Consider the following 18,346-nt stretch of genomic DNA (forward strand, 5'->3'; position numbering starts at 1 on the left):
TCGGCGGTCCGGTGAGGCAGGGGAGTGACGTGAGCGGTCAGGTCGTGGTCGTGGGTGCCGGGCTGGCGGGGGCGAAGACCGTCGAGGGGCTGCGTGATCGGGGATACGACGGGGGGATCGTCCTGCTCGGCACCGAGACCGAGCGGCCGTACGAGCGTCCGCCGTTGTCGAAGGGCTACCTGCAGGGCAGCGACGAGCGCGACGGCGCGTTCGTGCACCCGGCCGACTGGTACGGCGCCCACGACGTCGACCTGCGGCTCGGCACGACCGTCCGGTCGATCGACCTGGGCGCGCGCGACGTCGTCGACGGCTCCGGGACCCGCACGGGCTGGGACCACCTCGTCCTCGCGACCGGTTCGGAGCCGCGTCGGCTCGACGTCCCCGGTGCCGGTCTCGACGGCGTCGTGAACCTGCGCACCCTCGACGACAGCGACCGTCTGCGCACCCTGCTGACGGCGGGCAGGCGCGTGGTGGTCGTCGGCGGTGGGTGGATCGGGCTGGAGGTCACCGCCGCGGCCCGCGCGGCCGGCTGCGAGGTGAGCGTCCTCGTGCGCGACCCCTTGCCGCTGCTCGCCGTGCTCGGCCCCGAGCTCGCTGCGATGTTCGCGGACCTGCACCGGGAGAACGGGGTCGACCTGCGGACGCGGACGGAGATCTCCGAGATCGTGGCCGCGGGCGACGGGACGCACGTGGGTGCGGTCGAGCTGGCGGACGGCACGCTGATCGACGCCGACCTGGTGGTCGTCGGGATCGGGGCTGCCCCCCGCGTCGACCTCGCCAAGGCGGCAGGGCTGCACGTCGAGAACGGCGTCGTCGTCGATGCCCACCTGCGCTCGTCGAACCCGCACGTGCTGGCCGTCGGCGACATCGCCCGCGCGCACCACCCGCTCCTGGGCACCCATGTCCGCGTGGAGCACTGGGCGAATGCCCTGAACCAGCCGGCGACCGCCGCAGCGACGATCGTGGGCGCCGACGAGCCGTACGACAAGCTCCCCTACTTCTTCACCGACCAGTTCGACCTCGGCATGGAGTACGTCGGCTACGTCGGGTCCCACGGGTACGACGAGGTCGTGGTGCGCGGTGACCTGCAGGGCAGGGAGCTCATCGCGTTCTGGCGGCGCGAGGGTCGGGTGCTGGCCGCGATGAACGTCAACGTGTGGGACGTCGTCGAGGACGTGCAGGCGCTGATCCGCTCGGGCGCCGTGGTCGACCACGACCGGCTCGCCGACCCCGACGTCCCGTTGACCGACCTCCTCTAGACGGCCAGCGTCCGGTCCACCGCACGGCGGACCACCTCGTCGTCGTCGGCGCCCTCCGCTCGCCAGCCGAGCTGCTGGATGGCGCCGTTGCCGCGCCGCAGCACCGTCGCGACGTGTCGTTCCACCCACTCCAGGTCACCGGCCTCGGCCAGGGCCGGCCGCACGTGATCGACCAGCTGCGCGATGACCTCGGCAGCAGGCAGCGGTGTGCCGGTCAGCGGACTGACCAGGTCGCCCGTCAGGCCGGACCGGGCGGCGCGCCAGGTCGCGGCGCGCAGCAGCTCGGTGCGCGGCTGGGGCACCGGTTCGCCCGTCGCCGTCTCGGCGATCCCGCGCACGAGCGCTGCCTGCAGGGCGGCGTCGTCGGCGTCCAGGCACACGTCCGCCACCCGGACCTCGACCGTCGGGTACCGCGACGAGAGCCGGGCGTCGAAGTAGATCATCCCCTCGTCGAGGATCGTCCCCGTGCGCAGGAGCTCGTCGATGACCGCGCGGTAGCCGGCCGCGTCGCCGAACGCCGCGGTCGGGCCCGCCGTCGGCCAGCGGCCCCACACCTGCGAGCGGTACGACGCGTAGCCGGTGGAGGCACCCTGCCACGACGGGCTGTTGCCGGACAGGGCGAGCAGCACGGCGTTCCACGGCCGGAGGTGGTCGAGGATGCGCACGCCCTCGTCCGCGTCGGCGATGGAGACGTGGACGTGGCAGCCACAGGTGAGCTGGTCGCGGGCCGTCTGCCCGAACTGGGCCCGGATGGCGTAGGCGCGCCGGTCCGGCAGCACCGTGGACTCGACAGCCTGCGGGGCCGTGGCCAGCGCAGCGATCCGCGCACCGGCCGCGCGCGCGACCGCGTCCGTGCGCGCCCGGCCGGCACGGATCTCCGCCACCAGCTCGGAGAGGTCGGCGCGCGGAGGTGTCGACGTCTCGATCTGCTCCTGCTTGAACTCCTTCTCCAGGTCGCCGCCGGGCTCGTCGGCAGGGGAGGGCGCCACCGTCGACGCGTGCCGGAGCACGGTCGTGGCCACCGGCTGCGGCCGCCCCTCGGGGGTGACCAGCAGGAACTCCTCCTCGACGCCCAGGGTTCGCATCGGATCAGTGTGGTGGTGTGGGCATCGCCGCGCGCGGTGACGCGGGCGGCCCGGCGCGCGGGTCTGAGTCTGTCGACCTTCTTGCGCCCCCGAATCCGTTGACCGAGCGTCACGCGAAACGTACCGTGCAGTAACGCTGCCGTCCGAATGGTGAGATCGCGCATGAGGCTCTTCCCGACCGTCCACGCGACAGGTGAGCTGCCGCCCGCCCACCGGGCCCACCTGGAGCTCCATGGCCTGGTCTTCGTCGCTGCCGACGACGACCCGGACCTGGTCCTCGTCCTGCCGGGCACGGCCCTCACCGGCCCCGCCGAGCGCGCCGGTGCGGTCGTGCTCGCGACGGGAGCCGAGACGCCGGAGGTCGCCCACCTGCTCGCCTCCCGCGGGATCTCCGTGCGCGCCGCATCCGTCCCGGCGAGCGCTCTGGTCCCCGCCGACCTCACCGCAGACGACCTCCTCGCGTGGACCACCGACGTGGTGCTGCCCGTTCGCGCGGCCCTGGACGTCGACGGTCCCGCCGTGCCGCTCCTGCGCACCGCCACGGGAAGCCAGGCGCTCGGACTCACGGTGGCCGCCGGGCTGCGCGACGAGCGCGGCGCGCTGCTCGTGCTGGGCGTCGACGTGCTCGGGTCGCCGGAGGTCCTGCTCAACGCAGCGGTGTGGGCCGCGCGCCCGGCCGCCCCGGTCGCTGCCGACGACAGGCACACCGAGCTCGTGACGCACCCGGCGTGGACGCGGCTGAAGCGGGACGTCACCGAGCTGCAGGGCCTGCAGGTCAAGGACGGGTCCGTGCCGGACGACGAGCAGCACCCCCGCGCCCGCGAGCTGGTGCAGGCGATCGTGCGGTCAGTCGACGAGCTCGCGCCCGCATTGCCGCACGACGAGGACTACCTGACGGCTGTCGGCAAGGACCTGACGCGCTGGTCCGAGACCGGGTTCGGGGTCCCGGACTTCCTCGACTCCCTCGTCGCGTTCCACCCGCAGCGGCAGCGCATCGACGGGCTGCCTCACCTGGTGCTCTTCCCCATGTACACGCAGAACGGCAGCACCGACCGGCGGGTCGAAGCGGTCCTGCTGCAGGTGCGCTGGCCGGACGTCGTCGCGCACCTGGAGGCCGAGCAGTTCAGCAACGCGCTCTTCGTCCCGGTGACGTTCCTCGACTTCACGCCGGGCTACGACACCAACTCCGCGGTCCTCTTCCCGGAGACCGTCGCCGTCCGCGAGGTGCCGACGTTCACGTGGGGTGCGATCTTCGCGGACCGGGAGGCCGCCCGGTTCCGCCGCGTCGTCCGCGCCGCGGCGGACACCACCCGGCTGGCTCTGCCTCCTGACGCCGCCCGGCTGCTGGACGACCAGCGGCTCGCCGAGGAGACGTTCGTCCTGTGGGACCTGGTCCACGACCGCACCCACATGCGGGGCGACCTGCCCTTCGACCCGTTCATGATCAAGCAGCGGATGCCGTTCTTCCTCTACTCGCTGGAGGAGCTGCGCTGCGACCTGACGGCGTTCCGCGCGGCGGTGCGGCTCGAGGGCGACGGCGTCCCGCACGCGCGGTACGTGCAGTACGCGATCCTGTTCGACCGCCTGTTCCGGTTCCCGGTGACGGGCACGCGGGTGCGCAACTACGACGGGCTCGGGGGGCAGCTGCTGTTCGCCTGGCTGCATCAGCACCACGTGCTGCACTGGACGGACTCGCGCCTGACGATCGACTGGCCACAGGTGCCCGACGCGGTGATCGCGCTCGCCGAGCAGATCGAGCAGCTGTACTGGCGCTCGATCGACCGCCCGAAGACAGCGCACTGGCTCGCCGCGTACGCGTTGGTGTCCAGCACGGTGACGCCGCACCCCGCGTCAGCCTGGGCGCGCGGTCACCTGCCGTTGGACGGGCCGCCCAAGGGGTTCACCGACGCCGTGCTGGACGACGAGTTCCCCCTGTCGATGTTCTACGAGGCGCTGTCCCGCAAGATCGGTGACGTCGTGGCGTCGACCAGCGGGATCACAGCCTGACAGCGCGGTAGTTCACGGACAGCGTGGGGTCGGGCGGCACCAGGTCCACTCCGCCGCCGCCGGAGTCTGCGCCCGGCCTCGGGCCGCCCGTGGACAGGGTCAGGCTGCACATCTCGTCGACCTCCCGCCAGAAGGACTCGTCGTACCAGTAGCCCGTGTGGCTCAGGACCCGCGGCAACGGCTGGTCCACGACGTACCGGTGCGTCGGCGGGTCGACGAGCGTGACGTCGACGCTGTCGGTGATCGTGGAGCTGCCGGTGCTGACGCGGCCGCCGATGTAGTCGGTCGCGTAGGAGACGTTGCGCCATAGGACCGGGCCGATGCCCGCGCGATCGTCGGGGATCCCCGCGAGGAATCCGTCGCTGAACAGCGCGGGGAACGCCCAGCGGTACAGCTTGCCGAGGGGCGATCCGAAGGTCACGACGCCGATCGTCGGCTCCTGCCCGGCCCGACCCGATGTCCGGCCGAGCGCCGCGGCCGCGATGACGCTGCCCTGGGAGTGGGCGGACACCACGACCCGACCGCCGTTGTCGTGCAGGCGCCAGATCCGTCGCGTCAGCTCGGGGACCGCGCGCTCGGCGTACGCGGGGGGGGCGAACGGGTGGAACGCCCGCGGGAAGAACGTGCCGACGTCGAAGAGAGACCCGAGGACGCGCCGCCAGCGCTCGTTGCGCCACGCGAGGGTCAGCACCAGGACGTACAGGGGAGGGAAGGCGACGGCGACCTTGGTGCCGATCCCGACGAAGAACATCGGTGGCTCGCGGTGCTGGAGCAGCACCTGGTTGAGGAACAGCACGAGCCCGAGCACCGCACTCACGGTCAGTGCGATGAACAGGACGGCGACGGCGCGCGAGTGGTCGCCGACGAACCGCATGGTCGTGACCTTGTGCACCCACGGCGTCGGCCGGCCGCGACGCTGCCGACCGCGAACGCCGAACAGCGGCGGGTCGAAGGCCGACCGCCACCACGCCGCCTCGGTCCCAGCGGGCGCGCTGGCCTCGACGTCGGGGATCCCTGCCTCGGCGTACTTCGTGCGCAGGTCCGCCTCGACCGTCGGGGCGTTCAGTCGGGTCCGGCGGCGGAGCACCACGACGAACGTGAGCCCGAACAGGACCACCAGGAGGATGAGCCCGAGCGAGAGGATCGATGCGAGCGAGCCGATCGCCATGGGGACGTAGATCGTGCCGGGTGCTGCGCTGGTCCCCTCAGCGGGTCCGAAGCCCCAGGCGACGGTGCCGAGGACACCCGCCACGTAGACGATCGCGGACAGCAGGACCGTGTTGGCGACGACCATCGCGATCGTGTTCATGACGAACGGGCCGGCCCACGGGAAGACGCTGAGGCGGGGTACCGGTCGGTGCTGTGCGCGCAGCTTGCGTGACTGCCGCAGCCGGTAGAGCCACGCGAAGGACTGCTGCACCGCGAGAGGGACCAGCAGGACGAGGCTGACACCCCAGACGACGTTGAGCGCCGGGCGGGCACCCGGCAGCATCCCCGCCGGACCCGCGTCCGACGGGAGCAGGACCGCGGCCGTCCCCGCGAGGACCAGGGCAGCCGTGGTGAGCGTGAGCGCGATCCAGCCGAGGTCCGGCTGCGCGTCGTCGAAGGTGAGCAGCCCCATCACCAGGAGCAGCGCGGCGGCCGAGGCCACGGTCGCCACCAGCCCGAAGTAGGCCGCATCGGTGCCCGCACCGAGTGCCCACGTCGACCAGCCGAGCATGAGGGCCACGACGGCGAGGCAGGCCGTGAGGTGGATCCGGGACAGGAACCTGTGCCACTCGAGACCCGCCCAGAAGTCCGGGGCGCGCAGGCCGCCGTCGAGGGCCGCCGCGCAGCGCAGGTTCGGCGGCGGCGGGGCCGTGGTGGTGACGTCGGGCGCGCCGGGTTCGGCGCTGATCGGCGTCGGCGGCACGACGCTCTCGTAGGACGAGCGCGAGTGGCGTGCGAGCACCGCGAACACGAGCGCCACCAGGACGGCCGCGACAGCCCCGAGCACGATGCGGTTGCCCGGACGGTCGACCGCGGTCCACGTCTCGACGGTCTGGTTCCACCAGGACGTGACGCCGCCCGGAACTCCGTCCGGCTGTGCGGCGCGGTCCGGGCTCGGCAGCGGGTCGGTCCGACCCCACTGGTAGGCGAGGACGTCGAGGGCGAGGTAGGTCACCATCGCCGCGGTGCTCAGTGTCAGAGCCAGCGCCGACAGCCGCGCGAACCACCGGAACTCCCACCGGGTGGCCGGCCGGATGACCTCCTCCTCGCCGGCCGTCACCCAGCGACGGGCCATCCAGCCGGCCATGTTCGCCAGCATCGACGGCAGCAGGAGCGCCCAGAGCGCCCGCATCCGGCTGCGTGAGGTCAGGCCGCCCCAGGAGTAGGCCTCGCGATGACGCCCGGCGGCGTCCGAGGTCCGGTAGAAGCCGGCGACACGGTCGCCGGCGACGCGGGTGGGAGTCGAGTCGCCGAGGAGCGACTCAGGGCTGGTCCCGCCGACGCCGTGCACGCGGATCTCGGTGAGCCCGCCGAGCTCGACGGGTGCGGGCACCAGCCCGCCCGATCCTGACTCTGTCGACATCGGTGCCTCCTGTTCCACGGGCGAGAGCTCTGCTGATGACGAGGGGACGGCGGCACGGTGCGCAGATACGTGTGCGGCGCAGGGTGCGCCGGTCAGCGTGGACGGAACGTGCCCTCGCTCATGGTCTGGGCGGAGAAGCCCGTCACTCGTCGGTGCCCTCGGGGAGGACTGCCTCCGACCGGCCGTGGAACGCGGCGACCAGCCGGGCGACGAGGACGGCGAGGAACACCTGGCCGACGAGCGCCTCGAACGTGGCGATGCTGCGACCCGGGAACATGGCCGCGGTGTAGTCGCCGTACCCGAGCGTGGTCAGGGTCGTGTACGAGAAGTACTGGAACGAGCGCGCGTTGGCTTCCTCACCGGAGGCGAAGAACGGGCCGTCGGTGACCGCGTCCATGACGCCGAACAGGCTGGCGAAGAACATCCCGATGATCAGGTACGCGCTCAGGGCACCGGCGAGGGACTGCACCGTGACGGCGGTGCGCCGCAGGATCCGGTCGAGGATCACGACCAGCGCGGTCATGAGGATCACGCAGACCACCGCGTCGAGCACCCCGTCGGCCGCGGCCTGCGGCAGAGCGAGGAGCGCCACCGCCGCCACGACCGCGGACACGACGAGCACGATCCGGACGAACCGCTTCTGGTGCGGCATCGGGCGGGAGGTGCGGACCGCGAGACCGAGGGTGAACAGGTAGAGCACGAGGACGATCAGCTCGACCCACAGTGCGGAGCTCAGCGCGTAGGCGACGTACGCCGTGACCAGCAGTGACAGGACGATCCCGAAGTCGTCGGTGCCTGTCCGCCGGGCGAGGAAGGAGCGGCGACGATGGGGCGTCGTGCCGCCTGTCTCGTCCGGTTCTGTCACGTTTCGGAGGCTAGCAGCGCGGACCTCAGCCGAGCGTGACCAGGTCCCGCACGTCGTCGTTCGGCAGGACGTCCGCGACGGCGCTCACCTCGAGCTCCATGAGGTCGGCGTACCCGTGGTGCACGTTGAGGAACGCGGTGTCGGAGGCGTCACGGCCGGTCGCGATCCGCACCAGGCTGGTGCGCGGCGCCAGCGTGGTCGCGTCCACGACGTACCACTGGCCGTCCAGGTTCGCCTCGGCCACGGCATGGAAGTCCATGGGTGACAGCCCCGGTGCGTAGACGGACACCAGCCGCGCCGGGACGTCCAGCGCGCGCAGGAGCGCGATGACGAGGTGCGCGTAGTCGCGGCAGACGCCCTCCCTGCCCAGGAGCGTCTGCACCGCGCCGTCGGTGGGCAGGCTCGACCCCGGGACGTACGACAACCGGGACCCTACCCAGGAGCTGACCGCGGACAGCAGGTCGTACCCCCGCAGGCCGGCGAACTCGGCGTACGCCGTCGGCCCGAGGGTGTCGGACTCGCAGTAGCGGCTCGGCCGCAGGTAGCGCAGCAGGTCGGCCTCGTCGGACGCGACGGGCGTCCCGCGGCCGTCGATGGAAGCCGAGTAGTCCAGGACGAGCCGACCGACGTCGGCGCGCACGACGTGCAGCCGGGTCCCGTGGTGGTCGTGGACCTCCTGCGCGGTGACCGGCGTGCCGTCGAGGGTGATCCGCAGCGACTCGCGCGCGGCGAGCTGGGTGGACACGGCGAGCTCGAACGCGAGGGTGGCGGGGGTGGTGACGTCGAGGGACAGGTGGGCACTCAGATCGCGATGCACGCGCTCATCGTGGTGCACGCACGCGGAGCCCGCCTCTGGGGACTACCAGGCGGAACGCACGTAGTCCTTGAGGAAGCAGCCGTACAGGTCCTCGCCGGCCTCGCCGCGCACGATCGGGTCGTACACGCGCGCGGCGCCGTCGACCAGGTCGAGCGGGGCGTGGAACCCCTCCTCGGCCAGCCGGACCTTGGTCGGGTGGGGGCGTTCGTCGGTGATCCAGCCGGTGTCGACGCTGGTCATGAGGATGCCGTCGTCGGCCAGCTCGGTCGCGCTGGTGCGGGTCAGCATGTTGAGCGCGGCCTTGGCCATGTTCGTGTGCGGGTGGCCCGGACCCTTGTACCCGCGGGAGAAGACGCCCTCCATCGCGGAGACGTTCACCACGTACGCGCGGGCACCCTCGGTCGCCTTCATGGCGCCGCGCAGACGGCTGACCAGGATGAACGGCGCCGTCTGGTTGCACAGCTGGACCTCGAGCAGCTCCATGGGGTCCACCTGGTCGACGGTGTGCACCCAGCTGTTGGTCTCGGCCGTGTCGGGCACCAGCCCGCCGGCGTCGATCGCGGTGCCGGCCACGAGCCGCTCCAGCGAGGCGTGCTCGGCGGTGAGCGCCAAGGCGGAGACGCCCGCAGCGGCACCCGCGGAGATGCTCGTCAGCTCGGTGACCGAGCCGGCGAGCGCGACCGGGTGGGCGCTGCTGGTGCGGCCGAACGTGGTGATCTGCGGCAGCGGACGGTCGGGCAGCGGTTCGAGCTCCGCGTCGGCCAGGTGCGTGTACGCACCGGGGGAGCGACGGACGGTCTGCGCGGCGTTGTTGATGAGGATGTCGAGCGGCCCCTGCGCGGCGACGGAGTCCGCGAGCGCGACGACCTGGGCCGGGTCGCGCAGGTCGATGCCGACGATGCTCAGGCGGTCCAGCCAGTCGGCGCTGTCCGGCATCGCGGCGAACCGGCGGGCGGCGTCGCGGGGGAACCGGGTCGTGATCGTGGTCGTCGCGCCGTCCCGCAGGAGTCGCAGCGCGATGTACATGCCGATCTTCGCCCGCCCGCCCGTCAGCAGCGCGCGCTTGCCCGTCAGGTCGGTGCGTGCGTCGCGCTTGGCGTGGTTCAGGCGGGCGCAGGCCGGGCAGAGCTGGTGGTAGAACGCGTCGACCTCGACGTACGGCTCCTTGCAGATGTAGCAGGGCCGTGCCTTGAGCAGCGTCCCTGCCGTCGCGCCCTGCGCGTTGGAGACCAGCGGGATGCCCTGGGTCTCGTCGTCGATGCGGCCCGGACTGCCGGTGGCCGTCGCGTGGATGACCGCGCGGTCGGCGGCGCTGATGGCGTCCCGCTTCTCGGCGCGGCGCTGCTTCTTGGCGGCCTTGAACAGAGCCGACGTCGCGCGCCGGGCCAGCGCCAGGTGCGGGTGGTCGGAGGGGAGCCTGCTGATCTGGTCCGCGACGCGGAGGAAGACGTCGAGATCGGTGGGATCGACGCCGTCGGTCGTGGGGGGAGCGGTCGAGAGGGCAGTCATCGTGCGGCGTCCTAGCTGGTCGTCAGGGAGTGGCCGACGAGCGGGGGAGCACGAGAGCCGGGCGCAGGGGGAACGCCTGATCGTACCCGTCGGCCGTCCAGCACCGTCTGGGACCTTGGGCCAGGTCCAGCCAGGTCCTTCCCGAGATCGGGCATACGGGACAGAAGCGCCTGCGTCGCGCTACGTTCGATCGCGCAGGTGCCCGCCGGAGACGGCAGTCAGCCGAAGCTCCGGACAGGGATGAACTGGAGGAGCACAGGTGAGCGAGACGTCCGACCCGTTCGGCCCGATCCACGGCCGGCCCAGCTTCCGCGAGCACATCGACCGCGGGACGTTCCCCGCCCACGGCCTGGAGCCGGACGAGGCCTACGAGCTCATCCACACCGGCCTCATGCTCGACGGCCGGGAGACGCTCAACCTCGCGTCCTTCGTCACCACCTGGATGGAGCCGCAGGCCGAGAAGCTGATCCACGACACGCTCCGCAAGAACCACATCGACCACGAGGAGTACCCGGCGGCGTCGCTGATCGAGGAAGCCTGCGTGCACATGCTGGGCGACCTCTTCAACGCCCCGGACTCCTCGGCGGTGGTCGGGGTGGCGACGATCGGGTCGTCCGAGGCGATCATGCTGGGTCTGCTCGCCCACAAGCGTGCGTGGCGGGACCGTCGGCAGGCCGCGGGGTTGCGGACGGACCGGCCCAACGTGGTCTTCGGCGCGGAGACGCACGTGGTGTGGGACAAGTTCGCCAACTACTTCGACGTCGAGATGCGCAAGATCCCGATGAAGGCGGACCGGTTCGTGCTCAGCGCCGGGGACGTCGAGGCGCACATCGACGAGAACACCATCGCCGTCGGCGCGGTGCTGGGGACGACGCACATCGGTGAGGCCGACCCCATCGAGCAGATCAACGACCTCCTGGTGCGGATCAAGGCCGAGAAGGGGTGGGACATCCCGCTGCACGTCGACGGTGCGAGCGGCGCGTTCATCGCCCCGTTCGCGGAGCCCGACCTGCGCTGGGACTTCCGGCTCGAGCAGGTGGCGTCCATCAACGTGTCGGGCCACAAGTACGGCCTGGTCTACCCGGGCGTGGGCTGGCTGATCTTCCGGGACGCCTCGAAGCTGCCCGAGGACCTCGTCTTCAGCGTGAACTACCTCGGCGGCGCGCAGCCGACCTACACGTTCAACTTCTCGCGCGGCTCGGCCATGATCCAGGCGCAGATGTACAACTTCCTGCGGCTCGGGCGCAGCGGGTACACGTCGATCGTCGAGACGATGCTGGCCAACGCCCGGTTCCTCAACGAGAGCCTCGAGGCGAGCGGGAAGTTCGAGATCCTCAACCCGGGGCTGGCGGAGCCGGTCGTCACGTTCTCGATCAAGGGTGACCCGGGGTTCGACGTGTACCACCTCTCCGCGCGGCTGCGCGAGGACGGCTGGATCGTCCCGGCATACAGCCTGCCGCCCGACGCCGATGCCGTGCACCTCCTGCGCGTCGTGGTCCGGCTCGACCTGAGCCGGATGATGGTCGAGATGCTGCTGCGCGACGTGTTCGCCGCGTGGGACGCGCTCGTCGCCGAGCAACCCGTGCAACGCCCGGCCGCCAAGCCCGACGTGTGGACGTCACCCGCGCACGCCGCGGCGAAGAGCAAGGCGCGCACCGGTCTGCGCACGTGACGTCGCGCGTTCCCGACCTGCCCGACGGCTGGCGGGTCGTGCACACGCACGGCCCGCCGGGGTTCGTCACGCACGCGGTGCTCGTGCGCCCGGACGGCAGCGAGGTCGAGTGGAGCTCGCGGCGCCACCGCAAGGGTCTCGGTCTGCGCCTCGTGGGCGTCCGTGCCGAGGGCGGGCGGGCCAGCGCCATGAGCTGGTGGATCGGGAGCCTGTTCGCGATCGGGTCGCTCTGCTTCGCGCTCGGCTCGGTGCCGCTGTACGTCGACGCGCTCGACCCGGCCGTCGTCGCCTGGACGTTCTTCGTCGGGTCGATCTTCTTCACGTCGGCCGCCTACCTGCAGTTCCACGAGACGCTGCGAGCGCCGGGAGGGGTGCTCACGCAGTCCTCGCGGCCCCGGCCGATCGCCTCGCTGGTGGGCTGGAAGCCGCACCGGATCGACTTCTGGGCGGTGCTGGTCCAGCTGGTGGGCACGGTGTTCTTCAACATCAGCACCTTCGCCGCCACGCAGGCGGACCTGACGGCGGCACAGGCCCGGCACCTGGTCTGGGCGCCCGACGTCTACGGGTCCATCTGCTTCCTCGTCGCCAGCTGGTTCGCGTACGCCGAGGTCAACCGTGGGGTCCTGCCGCGCTCGGACCGCTCGGTGGGATGGCGCATCGCGGCGCTCAACATGCTCGGTTCGGTCGCGTTCGGCGTCTCGGCGGTCGCGGCCCGGTACGTGCCGTCCACGGGGGAGTCGGCCAACCTCGCGCTGGTGAACCTCGGCACGTTCCTCGGCGCGGTGTGCTTCCTCGTCGGCGCCGTGCTGCTGCCGGTGGAGTCGGCGAGGGAGCGATCGTCGGCCTGACCCCGCAGACTGCGTGCGTGGACGACGACCCGATCGCGCGGCTGCTCGCCGACCCGCCCGACCTTCCGGTGCGCGACGGGCTCGCCGACGTCGTGGAAGCGCTGCGAGCCCGAGGGGTCGTCGTCGTGCAGGCGCCGCCGGGGACGGGGAAGACGACCCTGGTCCCGCCCGCGGTCGCCGCGGCAGTCCACGGGCGCGTCGTGGTCACCCAGCCGCGGCGGATCGCGGCACGAGCGGCCGCGCGCCGGCTCGCCCACCTGCTCGGCGAGCCCGTCGGCCGCACCGTCGGGTTCTCCGTCCGGGGGGAGAGCCTGACCAGCGCTGCGACGCGGGTGGAGGTCGTGACCACGGGCGTTCTCCTGCGGCGCCTGCAGCGCGACCCGGAGCTGCCCGGGGTCTCGGCGGTGGTCCTGGACGAGGTTCACGAGCGGCACCTCGTCGACGACCTCGCGCTCGCCCTGCTGGTCGACGTCCGGGCCCACCTGCGCGACGACCTCGCCCTCGTCGCGATGTCCGCGACGGTCGAGGCCGCCCGCACCGCGGCGCTCCTCGGTGGCCCCGAGCCTGCCCCGGTGGTGGCCGTCCCGGGTGCCCTGTACCCGGTCGACACCCTCTGGTGCCCCGCGCCTGTGCGCACCGCGCGGACCGACGAGCGCGGTGTGACCCCGGCGTTCCTCGACCATGTGGCGGCGACGGTCCGGCGCTCCCTGGACGAGCGCACCGGAGACGTCCTCGTCTTCGTGCCGGGCGCCGGCGAGGTCGACGGCGTGGTGCGCCGGCTCGCCGGGCTCAACGTCGACGTACGGCCCCTGCACGGGCGGCTGCCCGCCCACGCGCAGGACCTCGCGCTCGCGGCGGGTGCACGGCGGCGGGTGGTCGTGTCGACAGCCGTGGCGGAGTCGTCGCTCACGGTGCCGGGCGTCCGGCTGGTGGTCGACGCGGGGCTCTCGCGCGAGCCGCGCACCGACCACCGCCGCGGGCTCGCGGGATTGGTCACGGTCGGGGTGAGCCGTGCGTCCGCGGAGCAGCGGGCCGGCCGTGCCGGGCGCGAAGGGCCCGGGGCGGTGTACCGGTGCTGGTCCGCGCACGACCACGCGCGGCTCGCCGCTCATCCGGAGCCGGAGATCCTCACGGCGGACCTCACCGCGTTCGCGCTCGAGCTCGCGTGCTGGGGGAGCCCCGACGGCGCCGGGCTCGCCCTGCTCGACCGGCCCCCTGCCGCGGCCATGGCCGTCGCGCACGCGACGCTCGTCGCCCTCGGCGCCGTCGACACCGACGGGCACCCGACCGCGCGGGGACGGGCCGTGTCCGCCGTCCCCGCCGACCCCCGGCTCGCCCGGGCGCTGCTGGACGGCGCCGCGCTCGTCGGTGCGCGGCGCGCGGCCGAGGTGGTCGCGCTCCTCTCCGACGACGTGCGCGCCCCTGGTGGCGACCTGGTCGCGTCGCTGCGCGCGCTGCGCCGCGGCGGGCCGCAGTACGGGTCGTGGAAGGCCCAGGCGGGACGGCTGCGGGCCTCGGTCCCGGACCGGCGCGCCCCCGAGCACCTCAGCGACGACCTGGCCGTCGGGCTCGTGGTCGCCCTGGCCCACCCCGACCGCATCGCCCGTCTGCGTCCCGGCGGGTCGACGTACCTCATGACGTCCGGCACGGGCGCGGTGCTGCCCCCAGGGTCCGGGCTGACCGGGCTCCCTTGGCTTGCCGTCGCCGACGCCGACCGCGGCGCCGGCCGCCGGGACGCCGCCATCCGGTCCGCCGCGCCGATCGACCTCGACCTGGCCGCGGAGGCTGCGCCGGCGCTGCTGCGCGAGGACGAGGTCGTCGCGTGGGCGGACGGTGCGGTGGTCGCGCGCCGCGTCCGGCGGCTCGGCGCGATCGAGCTCACGTCCGCGCCCCTTGCCGACCCGTCGCCGGATCTCGTGGTGCAGGCGATGCGCGACGGGCTGGCACGCGGGGGGCTGGCCCTGCTCCGCTGGACGGACGCCGCCACGGGCCTGCGGCAGCGGATGGCGTTCCTGCACGGCGCGCTCGGGGCGCCGTGGCCCGACGTGTCCGACGACGCGCTGCTGGTGGACCTGCAGGCCTGGCTGGGACCGGATCTCGCTCGCGTGCGGGGCGCCCGGGACCTCGGCCGCGTCGACGTGGTGCAGGCGCTGCGCCGGCTACTGCCGTGGCCCGACGCGAGCCGGCTCGACGCCCTCGCGCCCGAGCGCCTCACGGTGCCCAGCGGGTCGAGCCTGCGCGTCGACTACACCGGCGACCAGCCGGTGCTCCCGGTCCGTCTGCAGGAGGTCTTCGGGTGGCGCGCCACTCCGCGCCTGGCGGACGGACGGGTCCCGGTGCTTCTGCACCTGCTCTCACCCGCGGGGCGCCCGGCGGCCGTCACCGCCGACCTGGGGTCGTTCTGGACCACCGGCTACCTGGCGGTCCGCGCCGAGCTGAGGGGCCGGTACCCCAAGCACGCCTGGCCCGACGACCCCCTCTCGGCGGCACCCGTGCGCGGCGTCCGCCGGTAGGTCAGTCGGCCTGGCCCGTGGCGTCGCACGGCGGAGTCACCTCGACGCCGAGCTCGACCAGCTCCGCATTCACGATGCGCACGGTTCGCTCCATCGCGACAGGCTCGAGCTTGCCGATCTCGTCGCCGTGCGGGTGGTCGAAGAACCCCAGCAGGAGCAGGAGCAGCGTGATGACGACCGTCACGCTCCCCATGAGCAGACCTTGCGTGACCGCCCCCTCCGCCGCGTCGGCGAAGAACAGGACGTACACGAAGATCACGGCGGAGATGACGTACAGGACGAGCCACAGGGGTAGGGGGATCAGACCTTCCGCACCGTGCACGCGGTCGATGCGTGCCTGCTCGCGGTCGGACGTCTGGTCCATCCAGCGGTCGTACGCGGACTGTTCGACGTCGGTCTGCGGCTCGACGGTCTTGATGGTCTGGAACAGCGCCGGACCCCAGGGGTTGAACGCGTCGCCCAGCGTGCCGTCCTGCATCTTCGGCCACTCGACGCCGACCACGGCCCGCGCGTAGCAGACGAGCTGGCCCGTGAGCTCCTCGCGCACGTCGGCGGGCAGGAACTGCGCGGTCTGCACCTGCTGTGCGACCGTGACGGCCTCGGTCTCCGCACCGGAGCGTGCCTCGTCGTACGACTGGAACGCCAGGAAGATGATGAACCCGAGCAGGACGGAGAAGCCCGTCGCCAGGACCCCGAACACGCCGGAGGCGCGGTCCCCGTCGCTGAAGTAGCTGCCCTGCGGCGCGCGCCGCCGCACCAGCAGCATCGAGCCCACCGTGAACACGGTGACCCCGAGCGTGATCAGGGCGCCCACGACGATGTTCATGCGGCGAGGCTCACAGGGCGGTGGAGTCGGGGCACGTGCTCAAGATAGGGCCACAACAGTCCAGTCGTGCGGCACCATGTCGGCATGCACGATGCGTCGAGGACGTCCGGTGGTCCGTTCCGCCAGACCTGGTGGCGGGCCCGCGACTACGCCTCGGTGCTCGGGTGGCAGGCGGCCGGCATCGTCTCGCGTGTGGACCCCGAGGCCCTGCGGCGACCCGAGAACCCGGTCGGGCCACCGGTCGTCCTGGTCCCGGGGGTGTACGAGTCGTGGCACTTCCTGCTCCCGCTGGCGACGCTCCTGCACGACAACGGGGTGCGGGTCCACGTGCTGCCGGACCTGGGCACCAACCGCCGACCCGTGCTGCGCGGAGCGAGCGTGCTCGGTCGCTACCTCGAGGCGCACGACCTGCGCGACGTCGCGGTGGTGGCGCACAGCAAGGGCGGGCTGATCGGCAAGCTCGCCATGCTGCAGGAGGACCCCACCGGCCGGATCGCCTCGATGATCGCCATCAACACCCCGTTCGCCGGGTCGTCGTACGCGCGCTGGTTCGTGACCCCCGCGGTGCGCGCGTTCATCCCGAGCGACGCCACGATCGTCGCGCTCGACGCCGAGCGCACGGTCAACCACAAGATCACCTCCGTGTACAGCTGGTGGGACCCGCACATCCCGGCCGGGAGCGCGCTCGACGGCGCCACGGAGATCGTGCTCGACACGCCCGGGCACTTCCGTCCGCTGGCGGACCCGCGCCTGCACGCGCTCCTGCTGGAGCGGATCGTCGGTCGGTGAGCTGTCAGCTCCGCGGGAGCTGCAGCACCCGGGTGTAGCCGGGGGAGTCGGGGTCGTCGACGATCTCGCGTCCGTCGAGCCACGACGTGATCACGTGCGAGAGCTCGCCGGGGTGGCTGAAGTTGATCGCGTGCGCGGCGCCCTCGATCAGGGCGACGGTGGTGTGGTCGCTCGCCAGCCGGCTGACCTCCCTGACCCGCGCGGGCGGCGGCATCAGCGGGTCCTTGCTCCCGATGACCGCCAGCGTCGGCACCTGCGTCTTCAGGAGGCGCTCCAGCGAGGGAAAGCGCGTCATCTCGCTGAACAGGTGGAACGTGTTGACAGGGCCGAACCGCAGGTAGTCCGGCACCGCCACCCTGGCCATCCTCCGGTTCTCCCGCGCACCGTCCTGCGCCAGCTGCCGGACGGCCCTGCCCAGGCCCTGGTTGTGGATGCCACCCGCGGGCGACACCAGCACGATCCGGTCGACCCGGTCGGGTGCGGCGTGCGCGACCTCGAGACTGATCGGGCAGCCCATGGAGTTGCCGACCAGGACGACCTTCTCCAGGCCGAGCTCGTCCAGGATGTGCAGAAGGGCGACCGCGAGCGCGGGGATGCCGAGGGTGTAGCCCCAGTTCTCGCTCTTGCCGTATCCCGGCAGGTCAGGCACCACATTGGTGGCGCGTGACGCGAGCTTGCGGGCGGTCGGCATGAGGTACGCGCCGGAGATCCCGAAGCCGTGCACGTGCACGATCGGCAGTGCGCCCGGGACGTCGGTGCTCTGCCGGTAGAAGACGTTGTGGCCCTCCACCTCGACGGTGCTCTCGGTCCATCCAGCATCGGTGTCCACCACGGGACCGATCGTGGCAGAGCGGCTCGTCGATTGCGAGCGCGCCGCCGCGCGCCGCGCGGACATGGCCTGCAGGGACGCGCCAGAGCGGCACCTCGTGGCCGAGGTGCCGCTCTGGTCGACGGTCTGCGCGGTCAGCGCAGCCAGCCGAACCGCTGCACGAGGGGGAGCCGCGCCCACCGGCGACCGAGGCCCCAGGTGTCTCCGGCGAGGAGCGTCGCGCAGACGACCAGGACCAGTGCGTAGATCAGGTGGTAGTCCATCACCGGGTTGGTCGAGCCCTGGATCAGGGGCCACTCGGCGACCCACATCGAGACCATCAGCAGCGAGCCGGCGATCGCCGACACCCGCAGGCCGATGCCCAGCATCACGGCCGTGCCGACACCCAGCAGGCAGAGCATGAAGAGCCAGTCGGTGACCGGGCCGGCCATCGAGGCGAACATGTCCTTGAACGGGCCGATGGCGGCGAACTTCATGAAGCCCTGGCTCGGGGTGCCCCCGTTGAGCCAGGAGAGGCTCGGGTCGCCCTCGGCGACCGCAGCGGCGGTGCTGTAGTGCAGGCCGAAGGTCTTGTCGAGGAACGCCCACAGGAAGATGAACCCCGTCGAGAGCCTCGTGACGGCGAGCCAGCGTCGGCCCGTCGAGGATGTGACGAGGTCGTCTTCGACCAGCGTCGCGGGTTGCGTCGAGGTGCTGACCTCGGGATGGATGGTGGCCATGGTGATCCTTCTCCTCCGTGGGGGTTCCGTGAAGAA

General features: G+C 72.5%; 14 protein-coding genes. 6 read left to right on the plus strand and 8 right to left on the minus strand.

Annotated elements, in window-relative coordinates; translation table 11 throughout:
• The first annotated feature begins 29 nt into the window (after nucleotides 1-29).
• Nucleotides 30-1,259: an NAD(P)/FAD-dependent oxidoreductase gene (locus ASG23_RS16195; protein ID WP_056027185.1), complete on the plus strand. Its 1,230-nt coding sequence runs from the start codon at nucleotides 30-32 to the stop codon at nucleotides 1,257-1,259.
• Here the strand turns inward: ASG23_RS16195 and ASG23_RS16200 are convergent.
• A complete protein-coding gene (locus ASG23_RS16200) occupies nucleotides 1,256-2,344 on the minus strand; it encodes a carboxylate-amine ligase (protein ID WP_056027187.1) in 1,089 nt (362 codons plus the stop codon). The two genes, ASG23_RS16195 and ASG23_RS16200, sit on opposite strands and share 4 nt — an antisense overlap.
• Before the next feature lie 642 nt (nucleotides 2,345-2,986).
• Here ASG23_RS16200 and ASG23_RS16205 point away from each other — a divergent pair.
• A complete protein-coding gene (locus tag ASG23_RS16205) occupies nucleotides 2,987-4,351 on the plus strand; it encodes a DUF6421 family protein (protein WP_056028448.1) in 1,365 nt (454 codons plus the stop codon).
• On the opposite strand, the gene ASG23_RS16210 is transcribed toward ASG23_RS16205, so the two are convergent.
• The 4 genes from ASG23_RS16210 to ASG23_RS16225 form a co-directional block, all read right to left on the minus strand.
• Nucleotides 4,341-6,923, minus strand: coding sequence for a hypothetical protein (locus ASG23_RS16210; protein ID WP_157465713.1), 2,583 nt, complete (start codon nucleotides 6,921-6,923; stop codon nucleotides 4,341-4,343). The genes ASG23_RS16205 and ASG23_RS16210 overlap by 11 nt on opposite strands.
• Nucleotides 6,924-7,065: 142 nt before the next feature.
• Entirely contained in the window at nucleotides 7,066-7,788 is a 723-nt protein-coding gene (locus ASG23_RS16215) for a potassium channel family protein (protein ID WP_056027192.1), read from the minus strand.
• Nucleotides 7,789-7,813: 25 nt separating this feature from the next.
• The gene (locus ASG23_RS16220) at nucleotides 7,814-8,605 is read right to left on the minus strand and encodes a transglutaminase-like domain-containing protein (RefSeq protein ID WP_056027195.1); all 792 of its coding nucleotides are present in this window, start codon (nucleotides 8,603-8,605) and stop codon (nucleotides 7,814-7,816) included.
• 42 nt (nucleotides 8,606-8,647) lie between these two features.
• Nucleotides 8,648-10,114 carry an SDR family oxidoreductase gene (locus ASG23_RS16225; protein ID WP_056027199.1) on the minus strand — a complete coding sequence of 489 codons (1,467 nt, stop codon included), beginning with the start codon at nucleotides 10,112-10,114 and terminating at the stop codon, nucleotides 8,648-8,650.
• Between the two features lie 259 nt (nucleotides 10,115-10,373).
• Between ASG23_RS16225 and ASG23_RS16230 the strand changes: the two genes are divergently transcribed.
• The 3 genes from ASG23_RS16230 to hrpB are packed head-to-tail and all read left to right on the plus strand — an operon-like array spanning nucleotide 10,374 to nucleotide 15,147.
• Nucleotides 10,374-11,786, plus strand: coding sequence for a glutamate decarboxylase (locus tag ASG23_RS16230; RefSeq protein WP_056027202.1), 1,413 nt, complete (start codon nucleotides 10,374-10,376; stop codon nucleotides 11,784-11,786).
• Nucleotides 11,783-12,634, plus strand: a complete 852-nt coding sequence (locus ASG23_RS20600) for a YrhK family protein (protein ID WP_235521166.1) — start codon at nucleotides 11,783-11,785, stop codon at nucleotides 12,632-12,634. The genes ASG23_RS16230 and ASG23_RS20600 overlap by 4 nt, the downstream gene beginning before the upstream one ends.
• A gap of 17 nt (nucleotides 12,635-12,651) precedes the next feature.
• On the plus strand, nucleotides 12,652-15,147 hold the full coding sequence (gene hrpB, locus ASG23_RS16240) for an ATP-dependent helicase HrpB (protein ID WP_235521168.1): 2,496 nt from the start codon (nucleotides 12,652-12,654) through the stop codon (nucleotides 15,145-15,147).
• Nucleotide 15,148: 1 nt separating this feature from the next.
• On the opposite strand, the gene ASG23_RS16245 is transcribed toward hrpB, so the two are convergent.
• The gene (locus tag ASG23_RS16245) at nucleotides 15,149-15,973 is read right to left on the minus strand and encodes a bestrophin-like domain (RefSeq protein ID WP_056027205.1); all 825 of its coding nucleotides are present in this window, start codon (nucleotides 15,971-15,973) and stop codon (nucleotides 15,149-15,151) included.
• A gap of 84 nt (nucleotides 15,974-16,057) precedes the next feature.
• On the opposite strand from ASG23_RS16245, the gene ASG23_RS16250 reads away from it, so the two are divergent.
• Complete coding sequence (locus ASG23_RS16250) at nucleotides 16,058-16,762, plus strand: esterase/lipase family protein (RefSeq protein ID WP_056027208.1); 705 nt, start codon at nucleotides 16,058-16,060, stop codon at nucleotides 16,760-16,762.
• Nucleotides 16,763-16,766: 4 nt separating this feature from the next.
• Here the strand turns inward: ASG23_RS16250 and ASG23_RS16255 are convergent, their stop codons facing one another.
• Nucleotides 16,767-17,594 carry an alpha/beta fold hydrolase gene (locus tag ASG23_RS16255; RefSeq protein WP_235521170.1) on the minus strand — a complete coding sequence of 276 codons (828 nt, stop codon included), beginning with the start codon at nucleotides 17,592-17,594 and terminating at the stop codon, nucleotides 16,767-16,769.
• 131 nt (nucleotides 17,595-17,725) lie between these two features.
• A complete protein-coding gene (locus ASG23_RS16260) occupies nucleotides 17,726-18,310 on the minus strand; it encodes a hypothetical protein (RefSeq protein ID WP_056027211.1) in 585 nt (194 codons plus the stop codon).
• Nucleotides 18,311-18,346: the final 36 nt, after the last annotated feature.

Source organism: Cellulomonas sp. Leaf395, assembly GCF_001424125.1.
Classification (GTDB): domain Bacteria; phylum Actinomycetota; class Actinomycetes; order Actinomycetales; family Cellulomonadaceae; genus Cellulomonas.

Excerpts from the sequence above, each read along its gene's own strand:
- ASG23_RS16200 (WP_056027187.1), bottom strand. The coding sequence starts at position 2,344 with ATGCGAACCCTGGGCGTCGAGGAGGAGTTCCTGCTGGTCACCCCCGAG.
- ASG23_RS16210 (WP_157465713.1), bottom strand. The coding sequence starts at position 6,923 with ATGTCGACAGAGTCAGGATCGGGCGGGCTGGTGCCCGCACCCGTCGAG.
- ASG23_RS16225 (WP_056027199.1), bottom strand. The coding sequence starts at position 10,114 with ATGACTGCCCTCTCGACCGCTCCCCCCACGACCGACGGCGTCGATCCC.
- ASG23_RS16245 (WP_056027205.1), bottom strand. The coding sequence starts at position 15,973 with ATGAACATCGTCGTGGGCGCCCTGATCACGCTCGGGGTCACCGTGTTC.
- ASG23_RS16250 (WP_056027208.1), top strand. The coding sequence starts at position 16,058 with ATGCACGATGCGTCGAGGACGTCCGGTGGTCCGTTCCGCCAGACCTGG.
- ASG23_RS16260 (WP_056027211.1), bottom strand. The coding sequence starts at position 18,310 with ATGGCCACCATCCATCCCGAGGTCAGCACCTCGACGCAACCCGCGACG.